This is a genomic window from Chitinibacter fontanus, from assembly GCF_013423785.1.
Classification (GTDB): Bacteria; Pseudomonadota; Gammaproteobacteria; order Burkholderiales; family Chitinibacteraceae; genus Chitinibacter; species Chitinibacter fontanus.
Map to the genome: position 1 here is coordinate 3,392,378 of NZ_CP058952.1, position 25,109 is coordinate 3,417,486.

Annotated in this window: 20 protein-coding genes; 10 read left to right on the forward strand and 10 right to left on the reverse strand. The window is 47.6% G+C overall.

Translation table 11 applies throughout. The annotated features are described in order from the left end of the window. Positions 1-36 precede the first annotated feature (36 nt). Entirely contained in the window at positions 37-846 is an 810-nt protein-coding gene (locus tag HZU75_RS16195; protein WP_180307008.1) for a carbonic anhydrase, read from the reverse strand. A gap of 132 nt (positions 847-978) precedes the next feature. On the opposite strand from HZU75_RS16195, the gene HZU75_RS16200 reads away from it, so the two are divergent. The 6 genes from HZU75_RS16200 to HZU75_RS16225 all read left to right on the forward strand — a co-directional run bounded on the left by HZU75_RS16200 (position 979) and on the right by HZU75_RS16225 (position 6,442). Further along, a complete protein-coding gene (locus HZU75_RS16200; protein ID WP_180307009.1) occupies positions 979-1,470 on the forward strand; it encodes a PilZ domain-containing protein in 492 nt (163 codons plus the stop codon). After that, positions 1,467-2,144 (forward strand): uracil-DNA glycosylase, encoded by a 678-nt coding sequence (gene ung, locus HZU75_RS16205; RefSeq protein ID WP_180307010.1) that lies wholly within the window; start codon positions 1,467-1,469, stop codon positions 2,142-2,144. Before HZU75_RS16200 ends, ung begins: the two co-directional genes overlap by 4 nt. 13 nt (positions 2,145-2,157) lie before the next feature. Next, positions 2,158-3,051 carry an ROK family protein gene (locus HZU75_RS16210; protein ID WP_180307011.1) on the forward strand — a complete coding sequence of 298 codons (894 nt, stop codon included), beginning with the start codon at positions 2,158-2,160 and terminating at the stop codon, positions 3,049-3,051. 35 nt (positions 3,052-3,086) lie between these two features. Beyond that, the gene (locus HZU75_RS16215; protein ID WP_180307012.1) at positions 3,087-4,877 is read left to right on the forward strand and encodes a glycoside hydrolase family 9 protein; all 1,791 of its coding nucleotides are present in this window, start codon (positions 3,087-3,089) and stop codon (positions 4,875-4,877) included. A 9-nt stretch (positions 4,878-4,886) separates the two neighbouring features. Continuing rightward, the gene (gene rfaD / locus HZU75_RS16220; protein ID WP_180307013.1) at positions 4,887-5,891 is read left to right on the forward strand and encodes an ADP-glyceromanno-heptose 6-epimerase; all 1,005 of its coding nucleotides are present in this window, start codon (positions 4,887-4,889) and stop codon (positions 5,889-5,891) included. A gap of 107 nt (positions 5,892-5,998) precedes the next feature. Next, complete coding sequence (locus HZU75_RS16225; protein ID WP_180307014.1) at positions 5,999-6,442, forward strand: DUF4124 domain-containing protein; 444 nt, start codon at positions 5,999-6,001, stop codon at positions 6,440-6,442. A 40-nt stretch (positions 6,443-6,482) separates the two neighbouring features. On the opposite strand, the gene HZU75_RS16230 is transcribed toward HZU75_RS16225, so the two are convergent. After that, positions 6,483-8,375: an MFS transporter gene (locus HZU75_RS16230; protein WP_180307015.1), complete on the reverse strand. Its 1,893-nt coding sequence runs from the start codon at positions 8,373-8,375 to the stop codon at positions 6,483-6,485. A 203-nt stretch (positions 8,376-8,578) separates the two neighbouring features. Between HZU75_RS16230 and HZU75_RS16235 the strand changes: the two genes are divergently transcribed. Beyond that, positions 8,579-10,639 (forward strand): prolyl oligopeptidase family serine peptidase, encoded by a 2,061-nt coding sequence (locus HZU75_RS16235; RefSeq protein ID WP_180307016.1) that lies wholly within the window; start codon positions 8,579-8,581, stop codon positions 10,637-10,639. Positions 10,640-10,658: 19 nt separating this feature from the next. Here HZU75_RS16235 and HZU75_RS16240 read toward each other — a convergent pair whose 3' ends face one another. From HZU75_RS16240 to HZU75_RS16250, 3 genes are read right to left on the reverse strand one after another with little or no spacing between them, the layout of a single operon-like run. Further along, a complete protein-coding gene (locus HZU75_RS16240; protein WP_180307017.1) occupies positions 10,659-10,904 on the reverse strand; it encodes a DUF2164 domain-containing protein in 246 nt (81 codons plus the stop codon). Positions 10,905-10,923: 19 nt separating this feature from the next. Next, positions 10,924-12,033, reverse strand: a complete 1,110-nt coding sequence (locus HZU75_RS16245; protein WP_180307018.1) for an anhydro-N-acetylmuramic acid kinase — start codon at positions 12,031-12,033, stop codon at positions 10,924-10,926. 21 nt (positions 12,034-12,054) lie between these two features. Then, positions 12,055-13,401, reverse strand: a complete 1,347-nt coding sequence (locus tag HZU75_RS16250) for a M23 family metallopeptidase (protein WP_180307019.1) — start codon at positions 13,399-13,401, stop codon at positions 12,055-12,057. A 350-nt stretch (positions 13,402-13,751) separates the two neighbouring features. Here HZU75_RS16250 and HZU75_RS16255 point away from each other — a divergent pair, with 350 nt between their 5' ends. The 3 genes from HZU75_RS16255 (at position 13,752) to HZU75_RS16265 (ending at position 21,193) form a co-directional block, all read left to right on the forward strand. Continuing rightward, positions 13,752-14,576 carry a class I SAM-dependent methyltransferase gene (locus HZU75_RS16255; RefSeq protein ID WP_180307020.1) on the forward strand — a complete coding sequence of 275 codons (825 nt, stop codon included), beginning with the start codon at positions 13,752-13,754 and terminating at the stop codon, positions 14,574-14,576. Positions 14,577-15,033: 457 nt separating this feature from the next. After that, a complete protein-coding gene (locus HZU75_RS16260) occupies positions 15,034-19,845 on the forward strand; it encodes a DEAD/DEAH box helicase (protein WP_228028112.1) in 4,812 nt (1,603 codons plus the stop codon). Positions 19,846-19,864: 19 nt separating this feature from the next. After that, positions 19,865-21,193, forward strand: a complete 1,329-nt coding sequence (locus HZU75_RS16265) for an SH3 domain-containing protein (protein WP_180307021.1) — start codon at positions 19,865-19,867, stop codon at positions 21,191-21,193. A gap of 7 nt (positions 21,194-21,200) precedes the next feature. On the opposite strand, the gene HZU75_RS16270 is transcribed toward HZU75_RS16265, so the two are convergent. The 5 genes from HZU75_RS16270 to HZU75_RS16290 all read right to left on the reverse strand — a co-directional run bounded on the left by HZU75_RS16270 (position 21,201) and on the right by HZU75_RS16290 (position 25,058). Further along, positions 21,201-21,875: a hypothetical protein gene (locus HZU75_RS16270; protein ID WP_180307022.1), complete on the reverse strand. Its 675-nt coding sequence runs from the start codon at positions 21,873-21,875 to the stop codon at positions 21,201-21,203. 12 nt (positions 21,876-21,887) lie between these two features. Then, a complete protein-coding gene (locus HZU75_RS16275; RefSeq protein ID WP_180307023.1) occupies positions 21,888-23,093 on the reverse strand; it encodes a plasmid recombination protein in 1,206 nt (401 codons plus the stop codon). A 293-nt stretch (positions 23,094-23,386) separates the two neighbouring features. Then, entirely contained in the window at positions 23,387-23,890 is a 504-nt protein-coding gene (locus tag HZU75_RS16280) for a hypothetical protein (RefSeq protein WP_180307024.1), read from the reverse strand. Next, positions 23,887-24,120 carry a helix-turn-helix transcriptional regulator gene (locus HZU75_RS16285; protein WP_180307025.1) on the reverse strand — a complete coding sequence of 78 codons (234 nt, stop codon included), beginning with the start codon at positions 24,118-24,120 and terminating at the stop codon, positions 23,887-23,889. The genes HZU75_RS16280 and HZU75_RS16285 overlap by 4 nt, the downstream gene beginning before the upstream one ends. Before the next feature lie 92 nt (positions 24,121-24,212). Continuing rightward, complete coding sequence (locus HZU75_RS16290) at positions 24,213-25,058, reverse strand: hypothetical protein (protein ID WP_180307026.1); 846 nt, start codon at positions 25,056-25,058, stop codon at positions 24,213-24,215. Between the last annotated feature and the right edge of the window lie 51 nt (positions 25,059-25,109).

The window sequence follows — 25,109 nt, forward strand, 5'->3', positions numbered from 1 at the left end:
TTGGCTTTGCTTGTATTTTATACCCTGATCTAGTATCTAGTTGCTGTCGAGTACTGCTCGATCAAATAACGATTGCAGTGGTCGAGCATTCATAGCAAATTCACGCTTAAATCGAGCAATTTGTTTGGCTGAAATATTTAATGGGTTTTTCAGCACAAACCAACGCACGCCTTCCGAGCAAGGTGGTGTTGTCAGAGAGCCCATGAAAGTCCAGTAACTTTGGTTTCCGGGCAGCAGGCTGGCAACGTTGTACTGGATGTCATCAAAAATGCGGGTTTCTTTGTGTTCGGTAGGAAGCTTGGCCCAGAATTGATTAAATAGTGGATTATCATCCTTTCCTTGATTGATTAATAAAGCCACAACGGCAAGTTGCCCAGCCTCGTTTTTGTGCACTAAATGCGCCACCATTGGGTAACGCTTGCCGCCAATTGCCTCTTCGCTAGGGGTATGAAAGTGAAATTGCAGCAATTGGTATTTGTCTGTGCCTACAGTGATAAAACTACCGGGATCATAATTGAGCTGAATGGTGTGTCCATTATTCTGGATATTCAATTTGCTAGGCTGGTAGCTGAACTGGATGCGCTCTAGCGCTTGCGAATAGGCTTCGGTGATATTAATTGGGGATTGTTGGGTGCCTGATTTGCATAGAGCAAACTCGGGCTTCATATTGCCCCAATTTTCTGCGCTAGTACTGCCTTCATAGCTCCAGTGCGACGGGTCATGCGCTACTGCTGCATGCTTACTAGTCTTGCCGCTTGAATGAGCGGTGCTATTTGCAAGGCAAATCGGTGCAGCAATGAGTATGCCGCAACATAAAGCTGAAAGTGACAATGTTTTACGCATCATTGAAAGCCTAATCAAAAGGTATTGCTGTATTTTAGTCAGTGAAGTCAGGCTTGTGGCAACTTTTACTGCGCTATGAGTGTCTAGCTGTGATTGTTCGACGTTATAATTGCTTATGACTACAGCAGTTGACTCATGATGAATCAAATTACCGGCCCACACTTTTGTGCTCAATTACCTTTTGAGTGGGGTGATGAAAATACGGATGTTCAACCCAGCGACTGGGAGTTGATCCGATATCTAATGGTTTTGGCCGACTTTGAGCAAAACACAGATGCTATTGAGCTGGCGCAAGCGAAGCAGGATTTGTTATTGCTGTGGCTGGCGAAAAGCCAGAATATCCAGTTGCCGCCGACTCAATCAGTCTGTGTAGGTATGGACCGCATCTGCTGGCAATCGTTGCAACTGCACCAAGTATCTGACCAAGGTGTAATTCATCTCGCGCTTTCAACTCAATTTCCTTTGCTGTTGAAACTGCCAGCCCAAATTGTGCAAGCAGAGCCACAGGGCGACATTTGGAATTACACTGCACAGTTAGATTTGAGCACCCCATTGGCAGATCATTTTGAACAAGCCGTATTTCGTTATCATCGCAGAGCTATTCAGCAAGTAAAGTCACATACATGAAACTTGAAAAACTAATTCCTTCAGCTTGGTGTGGCGTGCTGGCCGATGCACTAGCAAGCCCTAAAGTGATAAAACTTGAGGCATTTCTGGCTCAAGAAGTCGCACAATCAGTGGTTTATCCACCGCAAGCACAGTGGTTTAGTGCGCTGGAAAGTCTGCATCCTGAACAGGTGAAGGTGATAATTGTTGGGCAAGACCCGTATCACGGCGTAGGTGAAGCTCATGGGCTGGCTTTTTCAGTGCCACACGGCGTTAAAACGCCACCTTCATTGCGTAATATCTGGCAAGAGTTGTCGCGCGACTTTGGCCTGACGCCGCCACAACATGGCAATTTAGCCGGTTGGGCTGAGCAGGGCGTCTTGCTATTAAATACTGCACTGACCGTGCGTGCGGACTGCGCTGGTTCGCACAGCAAAAATGGTTGGGACGTGATCACCAGCGCAGTGATTGCGCACCTTGCCAGCACCCAAAGCAATTTGGTGTTTTTACTGTGGGGAGCGCATGCGCAAAAGCGAGCCGCATTGATTGATTGCAATGCGCATTGCGTTCTAATGTCAGCCCATCCATCGCCACTATCTGTTTACCGTGGCTTTAGTGGCTGCGGCCATTTTTCTGCCACGAACACCTATTTAGAACAACATGGTAAAGCCCCGATCGATTGGGCTGCCGCATGATTTGGAATATTGCATGAATTTAATCGCTTTTGATATTGGTGGCACGCAGATCAAATATGGCATTGTGAATGCCGACGGTGAGGTATTGCTGGCGCAATTGTGTGATACGCCCAAGTTGGCTGGCGGCGCGGGACTAATTCAACGATTGATCGAATTAGCGACGCCACTCATTTCCAAATATGCAGCCCAAGGCATAGCTATTAGCAGCTTTGGTCTAATTGATGCCAAAGCAGGGGTGGTGCTGGGTGCCGCTGAGGCAGTCGAGGGTTATGCTGGCACTCAAGTGAAGGTGGCGCTGGAAGCCGCACTAAAATTGCCGGTGGCGATTGATAACGATGTGAATTGTGTCGCAATTGCCGAAGGCTGGCGCGGTGCGGCGCAAGGCATTAGCAACTACATCGCGGTGGCAATTGGCACTGGCATCGGTGGCGGGGTTGTGATCAATAATCAAATCTACCGAGGGCATCGTGCCGCCGCAGGTGAATGGGGCTATATGCAGATTGATGGTTTGGTCTGGGAGGATTACGCCTCGATGCGAGGGCTGCAGCAGGCTGCGAGTCACTTGGCAGGTACTGAGCCGCTCGATGGTCGCGCAATTTTTGCACTTTATGACCAGGGCGATGCCGCGATTGCTGCGGTTGTGGACAATTGGTTTAAACTACTTGCAACGGGTCTGGCCAATCTAATTTATGCCATCAATCCTGAGCGCTTGGTGATTGGCGGCGGCATTACGGCACGCGGAGAGGCCTTTTTACACCAATTGCAACAGGCTGTAGATGCTGCGGTATTGCCCGATTTTAAAAACATGACTGAAATTGTGCTGGCCAGCGCAGGCAATCATGCTGGCATGATCGGCGCGAGCAAAAACTGGCTCAATTGCTATGGCACCAATGGCACTGCAGTTTAAGTGATCGATTTATTCTTATTACTAGCGAGCTCATCTTGAAAATTATTCTCAATCATCTAGGTTTTGAACCCGACAGTCGCAAGGTGGCACTGATTGATGCGCCAGCCGATGTACTGACCGGCAAGTCGTTCACGGTTTACGATGCCCAGACTCGTCAGGCCGTTCATCGTGGCGCGGTTTTGGTGCAGGGCGCGGTAGCGAATTGGACTTTTGGCGCGTCAGGTAAAAAACGTCACTACTGGCAAGCCGAATTTAGCGAGTTGAGCGCCGTTGGCGAATATTTCATCGCGATTGATGACATGACGCCACCACTGGTGTCGCACAACTTCAAAATCGCAAATCACTTATTGGGTGAATTGTTGATTTCAGACATCGTGCATTACATCAAAGGCCAGCGCTGTACCGGTATTTTTGATGCAGCCGACCGTACTGCTCCGGTGGTTGACTCTGATCAGGTACGTGATGTGCATGGTGGCTGGTACGACGCCTCGGGCGATGTATCGAAATACATGTCACATTTATCATTTGCGCAGTACATGAATCCACAACAAACCCCACAAGTGGTATGGAATCTGGTGGATGGTCTACAGCAATTTCCAGCGCGCCCTGTCTGGATTGAAGACCATATTGCGCTGTGCTTGATTCCAGATGACGCAGAGCGTGTGGCGTTTTTCAATAAGTGGTTCTATGAGCGCATTACCGATGAAGCCTGCCATGGCGCAGATTTCCTGCTGCGCATGCAGGATGAGCAGGGCTTTTTCTACATGACGCAGTTTGATCAGTGGAGTAAAGACCCTGCGCGTCGTTCGCTGTGTGAATACAAAACCAATAAAGGCGACAAATACGCCAGCTATCAATCGGCGTATCGCCAAGGTGGTGGAGCGGCGATTGCCGCTTTGGCGCGCGCATCGACGCTGGATCGCGATGGCGAATTTACCCGCGCACAATACTTGGCCGGCGCACAACAAGGCTTTGCCGATTTGGAAGCCAATAATGTTAGCTACCTCGAAGATGGCGTTGAAAACATTATTGATGACTATTGCGCGTTGCTGGCTGCGTGCGAGCTGCAAGCGGTTTCGCCCGCTGCGCAGTATCAAGCAGCCGCCGAATTGCGCGTAAAGAACTTACTGGCACGCCAAACTGCTGATGGCTGGTTTGTGGCTGATCATGCAGGCCAACGCAGCTTCTTCCATGCCGCTGAAGCGGGCTTGCCTTATATCGCACTGATGCGCTTTATCGAAGTCTTGCCAGCGCACGCCTTGGTCGCGGAGATTAAAGCAGCTTTGCGTAAAGCCTATGCTTATGAATTTAAGATTACCTTTGCCGAAGTAAATAACCCCTTTGGGTATCCACGTCAGTACGTTATGCAGAATGGCGTAGCAGGCAATACCCAGTTCTTTATTCCGCATGACAATGGTACTGGCTACTGGTGGCAGGGTGAAAACGCCCGCTTGGGCTCAATTGCTGCCGCAGCCGCACGGGCGCAAATCTTGTTTGCCGATGATGCTGAGCTCAGTGCTCAATTGGCGCGTTATGAGCAAGCCGCACTCGATTGGGTGCTGGGTAACAATCCGTTTGACGCCTGCATGCTCCAAGGATGGGGTCGCAACAATCCACGCTACGAACCAGGCTTCTTTAATGCCGCAGGCGGCGTTTGCAATGGCATTACCAGCGGGCTGGACGACGAAACTGATATTGATTTCCGCCCAAGCGAAGTGGCTACCATGGCCAATAGCTGGCGCTGGACCGAACAATGGATGCCGCACGCAGCATGGTTATACTTAGCCTTGTGCACCCGCATCGCGAAAACTGCAAATACACAATAAGGATTGAGCATGGCAATTATCGTAACTGGCGCGGCTGGCTTTATTGGCTCGAATATCGTTAAGGCGCTCAATGAGCGCGGTGAAACCGACATTATCGCCGTGGATAATCTCACGCGCGGGGATAAATTTCGCAATCTGGCCGATCTGCAAATCGCCCATTACCTCGACAAACAAGACTTTATCGAAGAGCTGGCCGCCGGTTCATTCGACGGCATGGTCACTGCCGTGCTGCATCAGGGCGCCTGCTCGGACACGATGGAGCACAATGGCAAGTACATGATGGATAACAACTATCAGTACACCTTGAGCTTGTTTGAGTGGTGTCAGGCTGAAGAGGCGCAATTTTTGTTTGCTTCATCGGCGGCTACCTACGGCAATGGCGATAACGGCTTTATTGAAGCACCGGATTGCGAAAAGCCGCTGAATGTCTATGGCTACTCTAAGTTGTTGTTTGATCAAGTGCTGCGCCAGCGTATTGCCGCCGGTGAAATCACCGCGCAGGTAGCGGGTTTCCGTTACTTTAATGTGTACGGCCCACGTGAATGGCATAAAGAGCGCATGGCCTCGGTAGCGTTTCACCATTTCAACCAATACCAAGCCACCGGCAAAGTAAAACTATTTGGCGAATACGGCGGTTATCCCGCTGGCGGCCATACGCGTGATTTTGTGTCGGTTGAAGACGTGGTGAAAGTCAATTTGTGGTTCCTCGATAATCCCGAAGTTTGCGGCATTTACAACGTCGGCACCGGTCATTCTCAGTCATTTAATGATATTGCCATTACTGCGGTGAACACTTGCCGTGTTGCTGAGGGCAAATCGGTGCTGACGCTCGATGAAATGCTGGCCGAAGGCGTGTTGGAATACACTGATTTCCCGGATGCGCTTAAAGGCAAATATCAATGCTTTACCGAGGCTGATCTCACCTTGCTCCGCGAAGCCGGTTATCAGGAAAAATTTCTGACGGTGGAGCAGGGCGTGAAGCGCTATGTTGAAAGCCTGTTGGGTTTGCGTTAAAGCGCGTCCTGCGCCTCTCTTTGCTCGCGTAGAGATGGGGCGCATACAGCATTTTGCTAGAATTATGTTATTGTGAAATTGCCATTATTTTATTCGAGGTTGTAATAATGCGTCTAACAAGCGGACTTCTTATCGCAGCCGCGTGCTTAACCTTAACCGCACACGCTGAGGTTTTTAAATGGGTTGATGCCTCGGGTCGGGTTGTTTACTCAGATCAGCCTCCACCAGCAGGTGTGGCTAAGGCAAAAAAGGTTAATGTCAAAGATACCGCAGTGACCAATGTCGCATCGCCGAAAAAAGCGGACGCCTCTGCCGCATCGGGCAGTGACACAGCGGCAAAATCTCAGCCACAGGCTAGCCCAGCTGCCACCAAAGCGCCCGCGCGTGATGAGGCTGCATGTAGCGAAGCACAAAAGCGCTTAAGCTTCTTGCAAAATGCAAAACTGTACAAGCAGATCAACGATAAAGGCTCGGTTGAGTTTTTAGAGGCGGAAAAGAAAAAACAAGAAATGGCTGAAAAACAGGCATTCTTGGAAAAAAACTGCAAATAAGTTTTGGTAGAAGTAAAAAGGGCGCTAGATGCGCCCTTTTTTATTGTTGATCTCCGCGCAAAGTACGAACCCGATCTTCTAATGATGTTCGATCAGCCTCTTGCGCAGGGATGGCGGGGCCGATCTGCAGCGCAATCTTCGCAAACAGCCGTCTTGGCATTTTCATCATCGCCTCACCATCTTTACGGCTAAAGAAACTGCCCCACAAGCCGCAAAGCGCCATTGGCACAACTGGCACGGGTGTTTCTTTCAAAATGCGCTCAATGCCTGGCATAAAGCGATTCATCTCGCCATGGCGAGTGATTCGCCCCTCTGGGAAAATAGCAATCAAATCACCTTGCTGCAATGCCGCAGCAATTTGGCTGAAGGCCGCCTCTTTCATTTCCTCACTTTCGCGACTAGATGCAATAGGAATTGCGCCTGCGGTGCGAAAAATAAAATTGAGCACCGGTGTCTGGTAGATCTGATGATCCATTACGAACCGCACAGGCCGCCGAATCGAGCCTGCAATCACCAAGGCATCCATATAGCTGACATGGTTGCAAACCAGCACAGCAGCACCAGTGGCAGGAATATGCTCTAGGCCTTGTTTCTGCACCCGATACAGTGTGTGAGTCAGTATCCACACCAAGAAACGCATCAAAAACTCGGGGATCAGTGTGTAGATATAGATCGCCACCACAATATTTAAGATGGCTACTACCGCCAAAAGCTCACGCAAGCCTAGCCCCATACTGAGCAAAATAATGCTCATAATGGAGGCTACAACCATAAACAGTGAATTGAGAATATTGTTTGCTGCAATGGCGCGAGAGGTAAATTCACGTTCCGTGCGAGTCTGAATTAAGGCATACAAAGGAACGATAAAAAAGCCGCCAAAAACACCGATCAGCAGTATATCAGCCAGCACACGCCAGTGTTGCCACACGGAGAGAAACCCTGCCAGGGTATATTGAGCTGAAGCTAAGTTGGCCGTTGAAAAATACAAATCAATACCAAAAACCGAAAGCCCAATCGAGCCGAATGGCACCAAGCCTAATTCAATTTGCCGACCAGATAACTTCTCACACAGCATTGAGCCAAAGCCCACGCCAAGTGAAAAAATGGCCATTAGCATCGTATAAACATCTGCATCCCCATGCAAAACTGATTTGGCAAAGTCGGGGAATTGGGTGAGATAAATAGCACCAAAAAACCAAAACCAAGAAATGCCCAGCAAGCTATTAAATACGGTTTTATTTTGCTTTACATGTCGAATGATCGACATGGTTTCACCAAAAATATTCCAATTGATCTTGATGTTAGGTGCAGTTGGGGGGGCGGTAGGCATGGCGCGGCAGGTAAAATAGCCAAATATGGCCACACTGACGCAGGCAAATACAATTAGTTTTTCACCGTGCTGTCCGGTTTGCACAATCATTGTGCCGGCTATTTGTCCCAACAAAATGGCGATGAAAGTGCCCATTTCGATTAAGCCGTTGCCACCTAGCAATTCCTGCTCTTTCAGGTGCTGGGGTAGGACGGAGTATTTTAGTGGGCCAAATAAGGCCGAATGTATTCCCATCAGGAAAAGGCAAAACATCAATAATGACGCGTTGTGCCAAATAAAACCGGCGCCTGCTGCCAGCATAATCCAGATCTCAAGCACCTTAATCCAGCGCGCAAGCAGTGCTTTATCGTATTTTTCGGCCAACTGTCCTGCGAGGGCGGAGAACAGGAAAAAGGGCAGCATGAAAATGCCCGCGCTCAGGTTGACCACCGTTTGCGCATCCATGCCAAGCATAGTTAGGCCATGAAAGGTGACCAGAACTAAAAAGGCATTTTTAAAAAGATTGTCATTGAATGCGCCGAAAAACTGCGTTAAAAACAGCGGCAGAAAGCGCCGTTGCTTAAATAAATCAAACTGATTGTCATGGTGCGGGTGCTGGCTCATGGGCTGCGCTCATGTTTTTGGGTCTGCAAAGTCTAATTCAATCTGGGCAATTGAGCATGTTTTTTACTACAGCCTGCTTTTGATCTTGCAGCCTAAGTCGCTCAAAGTTGGGTAAATTGGCACCTCTGGTGCAGCAGCTTAGCCATTCGCTTTGTTAATACTGACTATAATTGCACCTTTGCTACTTTCCTATTGTGAACCTCATGCAGTCGAACGACCCTTACCTATGGCTGGAAGATTCAGGCCGGGCACAGACGCAAGCCTGGGTTGCCGAGCAAAATGCACGCGCCCAAGCTCTGCTCAATACCGATCCACGCTACGAGGGTTTGCTGGAACAGATTAGCGCCAATATGCAGGATCAGCGGCAAATTCCACTGTTTTCTATTCATGCCGGCCATTTGTATAACTTTTACCAAAGCGCAGATCATCCCCGCGGGTTGTATCGCTGCTGCACCATGGCGCAATACTGCCAGCCAGCTACCCCGTGGCAGGTGCTGCTAGATCTGGATGCGCTAGCAGCGGCTGAGCACGTTGATTGGCATTTAGCAGGCATTGATCATTGCACTCAACAACCTCATCGTTGCTTGCTGAGCTTGAGTATTGCAGGTGGCGATGCTTGCGTTGTGCGTGAATACGATTTGGCTACGCAAGCTTTTGTGCTGGGAGGGTTTGAGTTCCCGCTGAGCAAGTCACAAATAAGCTGGCGCGACCCCGATAGTGTGTTTGTTTGTCCGGCTTGGGATGAAGACCAAATCACGCAAGCTGGGTATTCCAGAGAAGTCGTATTGTTGTATCGAGGGCAGGATTGGTCCGATGCGGCATCGCTGATGGTACTGCCTGAGCATATTGTTAAAGTTGCGGCATGGCGGTTTCTTGATGCCGATGCAACACCGCTTGATATAGTTGAAGTGTCGCGTGATTTTTATCGCCGCAACTATTTTCTATTTGACCCGTGTTTAGCAGGCGATGGTGAGCCACTGCATTTGGCGCTGCCAGCTCGGTGTGTTGTAGAGGCGTATAGCCATGGTGATCTAATAATCCGCTTAGATGTCCCTTGGCGCTATGCTCATGCAGGCACAGAGTGGGAGTTTACGGCGGGGAGTCTAATTGCACTGGTATGTAACCCGCACACTGCTGAGCTAGGGAGGGCGCAATTATTGTTTGCACCAACGCAGCAGCAATCAATGCAAATGGTGGAGGCTAGCCTTAATGGCCTGTTTGTGCTGATTCTTGATAATGTGACAAGTCGCGTTATTACGTTTGAATTTAGTTCGAAAGGCTGGCGTAGCCTAGCAAATCATCTGCCGAATTCCAGCGTAATCGAGATTGTTGCTCAGCCGTGGCAATCGGATGAGCTTTACTTTTTACAGCATGATTTTTTAAACCCGGCTAGCCTTTATCGTGTTCACCTAACAGATGGTCGTGGCATTGAAAGACTGCGTGCGCAACCGCCGGCTTTTGATTCCGAGCAGCTGCAGGTCTGTCAGCGTTTTGCCATAAGTAAAGATGGTACTCGGGTGCCGTATTTCCTTGTATCGCACGTTAATAAAAAGCTTGATGGCAATACCCCAACTTTGATTTATGGTTATGGTGGTTTTTCCGTGCCATTGCTGCCGTATTATCTGGATAATTTAGGCGAGCATTGGTTAAATCGCGGGGGCGCCTATGTGGTGGCCAATACACGGGGTGGCGGTGAATTTGGCCCCGCATGGCATGAAGCTGCACAAGGTGTACGACGCCAGAATAGCTTTGATGACCTAATTGCAATTGCTGAGGATTTAATCGCCAGCGGGCTTACTCGCCCAGAAAAGCTGGCATTGCAGGGCGGGAGTAATGGCGGCTTATTGGTGGCAAGTTGTATGTTGCAACGGCCGGAGTTATTTGCTGCGGTCGTGTGTGAAGTGCCCGTACTCGACATGCTGCGCTATCCTGAGCTTGGGGCTGGCGCTAGCTGGTTGGCCGAGTACGGCGACCCCAAGCAGCCCGAGGCGGCTCAGGCCTTGTTGGCCTATTCACCCTATCGTGTGATGAAAGCTGCTCAGGTGCAGCGTTATCCAAGCATGTTTATCACAACGGCAGCCAATGATGATCGTGTGCATCCGGCGCATGGCCGAAAAGCTGCGGCGAAGCTGCAAGATTTAGGGCAGTCGGTTATTTTTTATGAACGTCAAAGTGGTGGACATGCTGGTGGCAGCAATCAAAATGAGACGGCGGCTGAGTTGGCGCAAATTTTAGTTTTTTTATACCAGAAACTATTTGATTGATTACTGAGGTGTGTGCTCGTTAACGACGTTTGAATTTTGGGGTGGCAAAACAATGTAAGTTTAGCTCGTCTACTTGCTGGTGCAGCCACTCCTGCGTATCGCTGACTGCGCCATTGTAGATGTGTGGACCAATTTCATCTTGGATGAAATCGAGCAGCAATTGGCATTGCAACTTGCTGGCTTCTAACTCCATCTCTTGCAATAAATAGTCCTGCAGTTGCGTCGCTAATTGCAGGCTTGTTGCTTTATCTAGTTTCTTTGCCATGTTTTCTCGTTGTATTTGCTTAGGCGGGATAAATCGCGCCGAGTATGCGCTCGCCACGCGCCCCAGTCACAGCGGGTAGGTTGCCCGTTTGCTGTGTGCTGCAACGCATAGCCAACCAAGCGAAAGCAAAGGCTTCAACCCAGTTTGGATCAACGCCCAGCGAGGCCGTAGTAGCAACCCGACAGGGAAGCAATTGCCCGAGTCGCTCTAATAAGAAGCCGTTATAGGCACCGCCCCCGCAGACAAAAATCGCATCAGGCTTTCCTTGGCGCATAATTGCATCTGCCATAGTTTGTGCGCTCAACTCCAAAAGTGTGGCCTGTACATCAACCGCAGCAATGGTTTTAGGCTGGGCGGCGAGTCGACTTTGCAGCCACTGAGCATGAAATAAATCGCGTCCAGTTGATTTGGGGGCGGGCAACGCCAAGTAGGGTTCCGACAAGCAATCTTGCAGTAGGGTAGGCTGTATGCAGCCTTGACGTGCCCATTGCCCATCCGCATCAAAGCGGTGCCCCTGCTGCACGCCAATCCAGTAATCGAGTAAGACATTGCCCGGGCCGCTATCAAAGCCGATAACACTGCCATCCGCACCAAGCCAACTCAGATTGGCGATGCCACCAATATTGAGTAGTACGCGGTTTTCATGAGGGCTGGCAAAAACCGCCTGATGAAAAGCAGGTACCAGCGGGGCGCCTTGGCCGCCAGCCGCTACATCACGGCTGCGAAAGTCCCCAATGGTAGTGATGCCAGTATGTTCAGCCAGCAAAGCATGGTTACCGATTTGGACGGTATACCCCAGCTCGGGGCGATGCCTTATTGTCTGGCCGTGATTGCCAATCGCCCAGATTTGGGATGGCTCTAAGCCCGCTTTTGCCAGTAATTGCTGCACTACTTCAGCGCACGCTTTGCTGTGAGCGTTAGCAGCCAATTGCGCCAAATGAAGCTCGTTATCACTTGGCGCCTGTAACGTGAGCATCACTTCACGCAGCTCGGCACTCATTTCAACACCGTGCGTTGTAAGCAGCTTTGGCTGCGGTGCGGAAAAATCCACCAGCACTGCATCAATGCCATCAAGGCTGGTGCCGGTCATTAGGCCGATGTAATAAGCGGATGTTTGTGCAGCGGTCATGGCAATAGAGCTTGTGCCTAGTTATTCAAGTTGCGCTAATTCTACCTGTCCTGCGAGTGAAAGTTGCCGTTTCATGCTGCGGGCAATCGGTGCAAAGGCAATCAGTTGCGGGGTGGATAATTTTTTTTCTTGTGGCATCGCGACTGTTAGGGGGTCAACTTGCTGGCCATCCACTTTAAATTCGTAATGCAAATGTGGCCCAGTGGCGCGCCCAGTTTGGCCAACTGCACCAATCACCTGGCCCTGGCTAACCGTCTGTCCAGCCTTAAGGCCTGGCGCAAATGCCGACATGTGACCATATAAGGTGCTGTATTTACTGTCGTGCTTAATTTCGATGAAGTTGCCATAACCCGCGTCGCGGCCAATTTTAGCAATTACGCCATCTGCGGTTGCTTGAATGTCGGTGCCGGTTGGGGCTGCGTAATCAACGCCACGATGTTGTTTCCAAGTAAACAGAACTGGGTGAAACCGCATAGCAAAACCCGAGCTAATGCGCGAAAACTTAACCGGCGTACTGATAAAGCCTTGTTTTAAGCTCGAGCCATCAAAAGCATAGTAGTTGCCTGACTCCGAGCCATCGGCAAACCACATGGCTTCATACACATTACCCTTGTTGATGAAGCGGGCAGCCACAATTTTACCCGGCTTGATCAGCGTGCCTTGGTGTACCTCGGTTTCATAGATAACGGTAAATTGATCACCTTTTTGCAGTTTATGGTGAAAGTCTACTCGGCTAGAGAATAGATCAATTAATTGCTGGGTAATGTTGTCCGGCAAATCGGCGGCATCCGTAGCCGCAAAGAAAGAGCTATTAATGCTGCCGGACTTCATGAGTGTTTGTTTTTGTGTGGCCACTGGCTGGGCGCTAGCTTGCAGCTGATCACCTTGGCGTCGGATGCGAACTTCTTCGCCTGCGCTGGTGACATAGCTTAGTTGCTCTACATCCCCGGCAATGTTGCTGCTGGCGTGCAATAAACGGCCGGGGCTGAGCTCGAATAATTTGCGCGCCGTACTGTCATTTGCAATAAATTGCTGCAACTGGTTATCCACAATCCCCATTCGCGCTAATACGCGCCCAATGGTATCGCCGCCGCGGATGACTTCTAGTCGGCTGAGTGAGCTATTGGCATCAGTTTCAACTAACGTCGGAGGGCGTAGCGTTTCGGTCACCGTGGTGATGTTGGCCTGAGCTTGAGGGCCAAATTCAACCACGCCGTAGGCGGTTAATGTCATGCCTAGGGGCAAAATTAAAGCCGCAGCTAGCCATTGCACGTGTTTACGTTGCCAAGCGGCAAATTGATCTTCGGGGTGTTGCGAGCCGGAATTTGACGTTTGCTGATTAGGGGTTTGCGGTAAAATGCACGACATACTGTTTCTCATTAACAACTTTGCGCTAGACTAACAGACACTGCACTGAAAGCGAATTTCCATTATCTAACAAGCGCTTACCTGCTTATTAAGGCTACCCATTGGCTGGCCTTGATACGCAAAACAAGCGGGCGATTATAGCCTGTACATGCATCCGCTGTCGCAGTTTGCTGTTACCCGGCCATTGGCTGACCGTTAATCAGCAGCGTGAGTTCCTGATGTGTTAATTTTCACGCACAATGAACTGAAGTCATCAGTGACTGCAAAAAAATACTACCGATTTATTTTAGGTATCTAACGCAAAGCTTTATTGATAGTGCGCTTGCTAAATATACCCCTGAAGAGTAACCATGAATCAAATCCCCGAAATCCGTCCCGGCCAATCCATTGAGCTATTAAAAGCACTGCACATCCTGACGCGTGATGGCAAGCTCAATCAAGACAGTCGACGCAAGCTCAAGCAGGTTTACCACCTGTTTAACTTCATCGAGCCACTGCTTAATGAAGTATTAGAGCGTCACGAACACGTAACCTTGGTCGATCATGGTGCGGGGAAATCGTATTTGGGATTTATCATTTATGATCTTTTTTTCAAAGCAAAAACCGCCGGCCACATCTACGGCACCGAGTTCCGCGCCGAATTGGTCAAGAAATCGCGCGAGTTAGCGCAGCAATGCGGCTTTGAGCGCATGACCTTTCTCGATATGCTGGTGGAAAATGCGGCTAGCGCCAAAGAAATGCCCGCCGAGATCGATATTGTGACGGCCTTGCACGCCTGTGATACCGCTACCGATGATGCAATTCGCTTTGGTTTGGAAAAAAATGCCCAGCATATGGTGCTGGTGCCATGCTGTCAGGCCGAAGTCGCTAGCGTACTACGCAAGCACAAAAGTCAGTCACTAGCCCAAACACCGCTGGCGGAGATTTGGCGCCACCCAATTCATACCCGTGAATTTGGCAGCCAGATTACCAATGTGCTGCGTTGCCTGTTATTGCAATCGAAAGGCTATCAAGTGACGGTGACCGAATTGGTGGGCTGGGAGCACTCGATGAAAAATGAATTGATCATTGCCAGCAAAAGCGCCAATGCACCACGCAAACAGGCCAAAGAACGGATGGAGCAAATTTTGGCGGAATTGAATCTAAGCGAAATGGCAGCGCGCTTTATGTATTAAGCGGCTCGCAAATGACAAAGCCTTTGATGTTCAGTCTGGCACTGACATATCAAAGGCTTATTGTATTGGTGGAAGAGGGGCATTCATATTATCGACTTATGTCATTGTATTTATTTGTTTATATAAAAACAAAATTCACAATTACTCACACAGTTACTCATATTCACTTAAAGTACCCCACCTAACCGCTCCCCACACGACACCAAACATCACCGCTTGTCGCACAAACCACACACTAAGTATTTTTTGCAATTCCCAGCTAATTGCGGCGCAATTCCCTCCGCTTCAAGCATATCTTAGGTATGATTCTTACCCTCTAGAAAGAATAACAAGCAACGCCTAGGAACAACTATGTCTGCCCTGCAAGTCCTACTTCAAACCTACCGTAATGCCGCCGTTACCGAGCGCGAAAAAGGCACGTATTTTGAAGAATTGATCGTCTGCTACCTACGCCGATTTGTATAGCAAGGTCTGGACTTATGCGGATTGGGCTAAAGGGCAAGGTATGGATGCACGCGATACGGGCATTGATTTGGTTGCCCAGACTCAAGGCACAAACGAATACCACGCCATTCAGTGCAAGTTTTATTCGGAAGAGCACCGTGTCACGAAAGCGGATATAGATAGCTTCTTTACTGCATCAGGCAAAAAGCCCTTCACGCATCGCGTTATCGTCACCACGACGAACAACTGGAGCGAGCACGCCAACGATGCGCTGCAAAATCAGCAGCCGCCAGTAAGCAAGATTGACTTGCACGATTTGGAAAACAGCCAGATTGACTGGGCAAAATATCAGCCAAACCATGTACCCGAGCTGAAAGAAAAGAAAAAGCTACGTGAGCATCAAATCAGCGCATTAATAGCCGTAGAGCAAGGCTTGGCGACCGCAGAGCGTGGCAAGCTAATCATGGCTTGCGGTACTGGCAAAACCTTTACCAGCTTAAAGATTGCCGAAAAACTGGCAGGTACTGGCAAACGCGTTCTATTCCTTGTACCTAGCCTGTCCCTGCTGTCGCAAACATTGACTGAATGGACGCAAGAAAGCGAAACCCCGCTGCATAGCTTTGCAGTGTGTTCGGATAGTGAAGTTGGCAACAAGCGCAAGAAAGACGATGACGTGGTGCAAACCTTCGCCCACGAATTGCGCTACCCAGCCACCACAAATCCAGAGCGCCTAGCCGCAGAGATGGGCAAGCGCCACGATGCCCACCACATGAGCGTCGTTTTCAGTACCTACCATTCGATTGATGTCATCAGCAAAGCACAGAAAGACTTTGCTTTGGCTGATTTTGATTTGATTATCTGTGACGAAGCACACCGCACTACCGGCGCAACCTTTGGCGATGACGACGAATCCAATTTCGTCAAAGTCCACGACGCCAGCTTCATCAAGGCCGCCAAACGCCTGTACATGACCGCCACGCCGCGCATTTACGGTGAGAATGCCAAAGCGAAGGCCGATACCGATAATGTCGCATTGTGCTCGATGGATGATGAATCGCTGTATGGTAAAGAGCTGTACGTTATTAATTTCTCCGAAGCCGTTCGACGAAAACTGCTAGTCGATTACAAAGTGCTGGTCTTGGCTGTTTCGAAAGAGCATGTCAGTGCCAGTATGCAGCAATTGCTAAAAAGTGATGATAATCAGCTTAAAGTTGATGATGCAGCCAAAATTATTGGCTGCTGGAAAGGCTTATCCAAGCAAGATACCCAAGAAGATTTAGCAGATGACAACGAACCAATGCGCCGCGCTGTTGCCTTCTGCCAAGTTATCGAAAATACCGGCAAAAGCAAAACGCACAAAGTCAGCTCTGTCAATATTGCCAAGATGTTTTCTGATGTCGTTGAGGCATATAAAAAACAAGAGTTTAGCGAAGACTTGGCTTCGGTGAAATTGCAATGTGAAGCTGAGCACGTAGATGGCGGCATGAACGCCAGCGAGAAAGAATCGAAACTCTCATGGCTCAAAGAAACCACGCCAGACAACACTTGCCGTATTCTGAGTAATGTTCGCTGCTTGTCTGAAGGCGTCGATGTGCCAGCACTGGATGCCGTGCTGTTCCTAACCCCGCGCAACTCGCAAGTCGATGTCGTCCAGTCGGTTGGACGTGTGATGCGCCGTGCGGAGGGAAAAACTCGTGGGTATATCATACTGCCTGTGGTGATTCCTTCCGACAAGGAAGCTCATGATGCATTAGATAAAAATGATGCCTTTAAAGTCGTATGGCAAGTGTTACAAGCTTTGCGCTCACATGATGACCGTTTTGATGCCATGGTCAATCGGATGTCCGTTGGTTCATTTGATATATCAAAGATGGAAGTAATTTCCGTTACCAATGCCCTAAATAAGAAAACCACTAAGGCAGCGACAAGTAAAGTAAAGAATGCTGATGCAGGTAAAGGGCAATTTGGAATTGGAGAAGCGGTCAAAAAGCCCGCCAAGCCAGAGCAGGGCGAACTACAATTTCAAATCGGCGAAATTGAACGTGCCATTTATGCCAAAGTGGTGCAGAAATGTGGCAATCGCCAACATTGGGAGAAATGGGCTAGCGATATTGCAGAAATCGCCCGCACCCACATCAGCCGTATTACCGCCATCATTGAAGATGAAAGCAACACGGTGGAACGCCAAGCCTTCTTTGCCTTTGCCAATGAATTGCGCGACGACTTGAACGACAGCATTACTGATGCCGAAGTCATCGAAATGCTGGCGCAGCATCTCATCACCAAGCCAGTGTTTGACGCGCTATTCAGTGATTACAGCTTTGCCTCACATAACCCGATGTCATGCGCAATGCAAAACGTGCTCGACATCCTGCAAGAGCATCGGCTAGATAAAGAAGCCGACACGCTGCAACGCTTCTATGACAGCGTGAAAATGCGTGCCGAGGGCATCGACAACGCCGAAGGTAAGCAGAAAATCATTGTCGAGCTGTACGATAAATTCTTCCGCAACGCCTTCCCGCGCATGACCGAGCGGCTAGGTATTGTCTATACGCCCGTTGAGGTGGTGGACTTCATCATCCACAGCGTTGACCACATTCTCAAGACTGAGTTCGGTCAAAGCTTGGGTAGCGACGGCGTGCACATCATCGACCCGTTTACGGGAACGGGTACGTTCATTACCCGCTTGCTGCAAAGCGGCCTGATTTCCAAAGAACAACTGCAAGCCAAATACAAAGGCCAAATTCACGCCAATGAAATCGTGCTGCTGGCCTACTACATCGCCGCCATCAATATCGAAGCGGTGTACCACAGTATCGTCGGTGGCGACTATGTGCCATTTGAAGGAATTTGCCTGACCGACACCTTCCAGATGTATGAGAAGGAAGATTTAGTAGACCAATTGCTGGAGCACAACAGCGCACGGCGTAAAAAGCAGAAGGCGCTGGATATTCGGGTGATTATTGGCAATCCCCCATATTCAGCAGGTCAAGATAGTGCTAACGACAACAATCAAAATGTCGCCTATCCGATGCTGGATAGCGCGATTCGTAATAGTTATGCTGCCCGTTCAAATGCCACACTAAAAAATGCGCTGTATGACTCATATATTCGAGCGATTCGCTGGGCATCAGACCGTCTTGGCGATAGTGGTGTTATTGGGTTTGTAACAAACGCAGGGTTTCTAGAAGCTAATACTGCGGATGGTTTGCGGAGGTGTTTAGTAGATGAATTCAGCAATATTTACGTCTTCCATTTACGTGGCAATGCACGTACTTCTGGTGAGCTTCGTCGAAAAGAAAAAGACAACGTCTTTGGTATGGGTACGCGCACTCCAATTGCGATTACCTTGCTAGTAAAAAATCCAAGAGCAGAACAGCGTGGCCAAATTTATTGGCATGATATTGGCGACTACCTCACTCAGAAAGAGAAATTAAATATTATTGCTGGCTACAAGAGCATTGCAGGCATTCATGAGTCTGAGGAATGGCAATCTATTACTCCTGATGAACACGGGGATTGGATAGGGCAGCGTGATGATAGTTTTTCAGACTTTATTGCTCTTGGCGATAAGAAAACAAAAGGTGCAGCCGCTTTATTTGACAATTATTCGCAAGGCGTGAAAACAAATAGAGACGCATGGTGCTACAACTCATCGAGAGATGTATTAGTCAGTAAAATGGGTTCGATGATTGACTTTTACAACTTCGAAATGCAGCGCTATCAAGAGGCTTGTAAGAAAGAAAATCAAGGCAATTTGCCTGTCGTTAATGATTTCATTAATGCCGACCCGACTAAAATCAGCTGGACTAGAGAGGTTCAAGCAGACCTGAGCCGATTTACAAGTCGTAAATTTGAAGAGAAATCTATTACAACTGGGCTGTATCGCCCATTCTCAAAGCAGTGGATGTATTTCAATCAACACTTCAATAACTGCGTGTACCAAATGCCGAAAATTTTTCCTGTGCCTTCAGCGGAAAACTTGGTTATTTGCGTCACCGGCATTGGTGAGTCGAAAGGATTTACACCGCTTATATCAAATTCAGTGCCCAATCTACATCTAGTTGCGGGCTCACAGTGCTTTCCCCTCTATCTTTATGAAGCTCAAACCGACGGAGCGAAAAAAGTAGATACCCATCAAGGGGATCTACTTGCAGGCGTTTATGAACAAGGTCTAGAAATCAATACCCAAGGATACACTAGAAAAGATGCCATCACCGATGAAGGCTTGGCGCATTTCCATGCGGCTTATCCAGACCAGAATATCAGCAAGGAAGACGTGTTTTATTACGTCTATGGCCTGCTTCATTCGTCGGATTACCGCGAACGGTACGCCGATAATCTGAGCAAAGAATTGCCGCGCATTCCTTGCGTGAAAACCTATGCCGATTTTCAGGCTTTCAGCCAAGCAGGCCGTGACTTGGCCGAGCTGCACCTGAACTACGAAACTGTCGAAATGTACCCAGCACAAATCGTTGGTGGTGCGTTACTGCTAAAAGACAGCGATTACCGCGTCGAGAAGATGAAGTATGGCAAAGACAAAGATAAGACCACGCTCATCTACAACGACAAAATCACCATTACCGGCATTCCGCTGGAAGCGTATGAATACGTGGTCAACGGCAAACCAGCACTGGATTGGGTTGTTGAGCGTCAATGCGTCAGTACCCACAAAGACAGCGGCATCGTCAACGATGCGAATGACTGGGCAATCGAAACCATGCAAAACCCGAAATACCCGCTAGAACTATTCCTGCGCGTGGTAACAGTATCGCAGGAAACGATGAAGATTGTGAACGCGCTGCCAGCTTTGCAAATTGCCTAAGAAATTCGGGATGGACGATATGGGTTCAAGCATTGAAGAAACAGCAAGTTCAGTTGCCAAGCGCATCTTAGAACCAGACTCACGCGTGAGTTCCTTCGGATCAATAGCCGCAACAGCTAGTTTGGCCGCGTTGAAGCATCAAGCCGAACAAAGAGCATCGCTTTTGAATGGACTTGAATTAAATGCTGTAACTAAATTGCAAAAACAGCTTAGCGGGCTAGCTAAATATTCGGCAGGTATAAACTTGAATCGCCTAAAGTCGATGGGGCTGGCAAATTCGATGATTGCTGAACATTCAAGGTTACTTAGTAGTTTGGCACCAAAAGTACCTGATTCGCTCGCTAAAGCAACACAGGCAATAGATTATCAGCGAAGTGGAATCAATGCTGCCCTTGAAGCTATTAATGCATCAAATTCGGGCTGGGCAAAGCACGCGGCAATCTTGCAAGGAACTTTTGCATCGAGTTTTCTAACTGATGCAAAACGCTTGCTGGGTGAGCCGCTATCAAGCTTTACCAAACAAATTGAGGCCATGAACGCGTTAGACCCAGCCAATTCAATGAGGCACGTGATGGAGGCATTGCGTGCACCATCTCTGAGAATGAGTGAGAGAATCGCTGCAATTTCACAGTCATCGCCAAATTATCTGAGCGAAGTGCTTGCTGCCCTGAATGAGCCAACACGTAAATTTGCCGAGCAAATGAGTACACTTCAGGAGTTGCATAAAAGAAGTGCAGCTGAGCAGTACGCTTTTGTAAATCATCGGATAGAACTGGAAGGACTAGATACCTTTGCTGCAGGTGAGGTTGGAATTCGACCGGCATCCGATGAAGAAATTGCGCTTAATTGTTTTGCTAATAGTGGCGTTTATACTGATGGTATTAAAGCGATTGAAGCATTAACTAAAGTCCTAGTAGAAGTATCTAATAATCAGGCTCAAAAAAAATCGAATCCTCTTTGGTTGCAGATTTTTGTTAATGCAATTGGTGGGCTTGTTGCTAGTATTATTTTTTTAATTGTTCAAGCCCCTTTGGCGAAAGCATGGAGTGAGTTTACTAATGTTGCGAAACCTGAACTGAATAAAAAAGAGGTGCGCGCATTAATTCAGCCCCAAATGAGAATTGACTGTATTAATGTGCGTAAGCTCGTTAGGAAAAATGGCTTAGAGGTACGAGCAACTGCATCCGCGAATTCCAAGATTATCAGCCGCTTACAGTGTTGGGATTTGGTCGTGGTGCAAGAGGCACGTAAAGACTGGTCATTGATTTCTTGGACGGATAATTCAGGAAGTCTTAAAGTTCAAGGTTGGGTCTTCTCAAGGTACTTGAGCAAACCCAACCAATTGTAATTGTATGTTAAAAAATAAAGTCTCCTTCTGGGAAGGTAGAATAGCCTTCCCCCTCATCCGAGGTTGCAAATTTTTGTGGCTTTATTTCTTCGCGATAGCAACACAGACAATGTTGGATCCACCTAAAAGCAAACGGCATTTTTTCATCCATCAAGCATTCGCAAACTCCGTAATGAATTTCTTGTTGATCATTAAGATTATTTAAAATACGGTAAATTTGATTGATGTGCTGCAAGTTTTGATAGAGCATGGTTAGCGCTATTAACATGGAATCATTAAAATCACTATTTGAGCCACACATTTTTCGTAGCGGCTTGTCTTTTTTCTTGTATACCGCATTTGCAAGGCATGTCATTTCCTCCTCGAAATTTGGAATATTTAAATTCAAATAAACTCTGGTTCTTTCCAAATTATATATTGATGATTCATCGTGGCCGTTAGCAGTTGGGTTAAGATAGGCCGGCTCCAGATCGTCCACCCAAAAATCTTCATACCTTTCCTCTTTGTAATTAAACATCTTATTTGTATGAATTGATTTTAGCCAGCCATATAGCATTTCCTGATCAAATAGCCGTACCTCAGCAATAAAAGGCTTCCCCTCAAAAATTAAACACTCCATTGTTTCAAGCCACATGTCTTCAGGTCTAGGTTTGGTTGGCTTCTTAATTGTAAATTCTTCCATTGGGTTCATCCTTTATACGAATGGGGTGTCGTCTTGTTGTGGCGCCATCCTTATAACACCACTGTAAATTTTTTCGTCACTATTGTGTTTAATTAAAAAAGACTGAAGATATTTATTGGCTCTGTTTTGCATAGTTTCCAATGCGACATTTCTTTCGTTTTCTCTCCTTAGGTTTAATTCATTGAACTTCACCTGCAGTTCTTCTGGCGAAATTACCTCTTCAATTCTCCTAAGGCTATTCTTTGCTCCATCTAGCTCTTTTTTTAGCCTTGAAATTTCACGAAGCTGACCTTCTTTCTCTTCAATTCCAGAATCTAATTTATTCATTGTTACACTGGTAACGTGCGCCACTCCAGATTTCATGCCAATCTTATGTGCATTGCTCAGCAGTGAAACCACTTCGTCAGCCGTATAAGTCGGCTCTTTAATGCCAAAAAACTTCCATTCTTTTTCTGGCAGCATTGATGATGCATCAAATTTTTTTTCGAATTGATTTCGTGCCGCATTTTCAATAGCAAATATCTTTGCATTCCTGCCCGCTGAATTTTGCTCAATTTGCCATTGCGCACGCGTCAAACGTCTTCTTTTGGGGCCATCTCTTGTCAAGCCAAAATTAGAGGCTACTTTTTGATAAAATTCATCTTGGAATCTTCGCATGGCCTCAATATAGGCATTATTTTGCTCGCCCTTTTTCTTGCCAATCGCAGCCATTTCAGCAGAAGCTCTTCGTCCATCATGAATGAAATCAAATTTTTCATTATCCAAAGGAACGGCATAAAAATGTAAATGCGGGTGCTCCTCATCTACGTGTTCAATTACAGACTTTAGCCGTTCGCCATATTTGTGGTGTAAATAATTTATTGTTGCAGCACGAAAATCAACCCAATCATTCATTCTTTCCGCGGGTAAACTAACCACACCGGCGAGAAGGCAAAGTCCGTCTGCGCGCATTTTTCTACCCAACGTGTCCTTTTGTTTCTCCGCCCATTGTGCCGCTAGTGCGGCCGCTTGATGTGGGCTAACACCATACAAAAAATTAGGGGGCTGCGGGTTGCTAACATGCGCACATGCTCCCGTAACGCGAGCTGCCTCATCTGCAATTTGTTGAGCGCTCCACTTTTGCTGTAATTTGGGACTTCCTGTCTTTCTTTCTTTGCGTTGCTGCTGACTACCGCGTCGCGCATACGCCTCGACGTGGATGAATTGGTATCCGGACATTTGTCTTCTCTTTAGCGTTCGAATTTCAGACTTTGTTGGAAAAAATGAGCAGTAACTGATAGGCATAGTGACAGACTATGCTTATCGCCACTTCGCTCTAATAAGCGTCGGCGCTGCGCGGCTAAAAACAAAATCATGGGGTTGGACTCAATATTGAATTTGTACTGATCAACATAAATGTTCTCCTCAATTTTTTAACTGCAGATGGCTTAATCTAGAGAGGTGTACAGCAGACGGGGCAATTGCTGTTGCAAACAAGGCCTGACTACCCCATTAGGTGGGGCAATTGTTAATCAAGCAGCCAGCTTTTGCCCCACTTGCTGGGGTAGTCTTTCATCAATTGCCCCGCTTGGTGGGGTAGGGTTTGCAATTTTTATCAAAGGTGGCATAGTTTTTCGCCAATAGCTCGGCGGACTTCGGGTGGCTGCAACATCGAGCGGTTTGCCACGATGATGGTCATCGATTCTTTGAAATGAAACTGCATACAAACTCGCACGATTTCTCCCACCCTGCCGAGTTCGAATGATCCAATCTGCGCTTTCCAATTCTTTCAGAGCTTTTGCAAGCGTGGCTTTGCTTTTCCATCCACGCGCCTGCATCAACGCCCAGCTAGGAGACAAATAGCCGTTATTATTCAAGCGCCACTGAGACAATAAATCAATCAACAGTTTGACTCCGTAGGCGCTAAGCAGCACGAACTCTGGGGATTGCAATACGCAAAGTGGGAGCGGAAAAAAAATCCCTGACTCCCGCGCAGATTTGGCATCTGCCAGCGCCACCTTCTTGCTTTTGCTCATTTATAATCGGCGCGGTAATTGATCGGGTCTGCTAACCAACGATGCAATTCGCGATTGCTATACATCGTGCAACGAATACCCAATCTGATTGGTTGCGGCGCACGGCCAATTTTGCATAATTGGCGGAATCGCTCACGACTAACTGGCGAAAATGGCGCAAATTGACGCCACCGGCTTAACCCATCGGCGGGCAAAGAATCTGGGATGGGGAGATTGGAAATGTTTGCCATTGCTGCGCCTCCTCAGGCGTTGATTTGCAATGACCGAAATTTATTTTTAAAAAAACTGTTTGTATGTACCGTTGGCTTGTTGACGTAGTGCGTTAGCTTGTTGACGTAGTACGTTTGCTTGCTGACGTACCACTTTTCGTTTCAAAAAGCGTGCTTGCCTCGCTCATTTCCCTTAGCCACCCTGCAATTGTTGTTCTTCCACGTTCTTCTGACATTCGCCAGCCAGTGGCAATTGCAAACTGCCTTACTTCATTTTCAATTGATTTGGCTGCGATCGCGGCTGATTTCCATTTACCGCTAGTAGGAATTTTCAGTTTCACTAAGCGTTCTGCCTCTCGTCGAGTCAAGAGCTTTAAACTCGATGTAGCTAAACCACCTTTCTTTTCTTTTTTAGCTTTTATTTCTGCTTTAACTTTAAGTGCATATGTTAATGCTTGATAAGCAAATTCAATGCAGGCAGCTCTGTGCTCTATTACCTCATAAATATTGTTACCTTGTTCGTTTAGCATGCCATTTGCAACATGCTCATCTCCATATCGATTGAATTCAGAATCAATAATCCACAAACCAAGTGTAACAAACTGATGGACCTTCCAAGCCTCATTTTCGTTTTTACATTCACTAGGTTTTGTGCATCCAACTACAATAGCTTTATCATCGCTATAAATTTCTCCATCCAGAGGATCATCATACCAAGTCGGGCTCAAACCACCACAATAGGAAATCCAGCGATACAAAGATTCAATAGGCCGATGCGCTGTTTTTGCCTTAGTCAAATTATTTGGAAAATGCAGATGTTTAATTCCATTGTTTTCTAAAGTTCGCCACAAATACTCGCCCATTTCTTTTTTTATGTGAAATGCTGTTGAATTTTTTGGTAAAAGATTATTTAGCTCATCTTTTAAAAAAATGACGTGCTGGCATGAGCGTTTAAGCATAAAGTATCCAATTTTCAGCATGAAACTTATTTTAGTTAAACAACAGCTAAA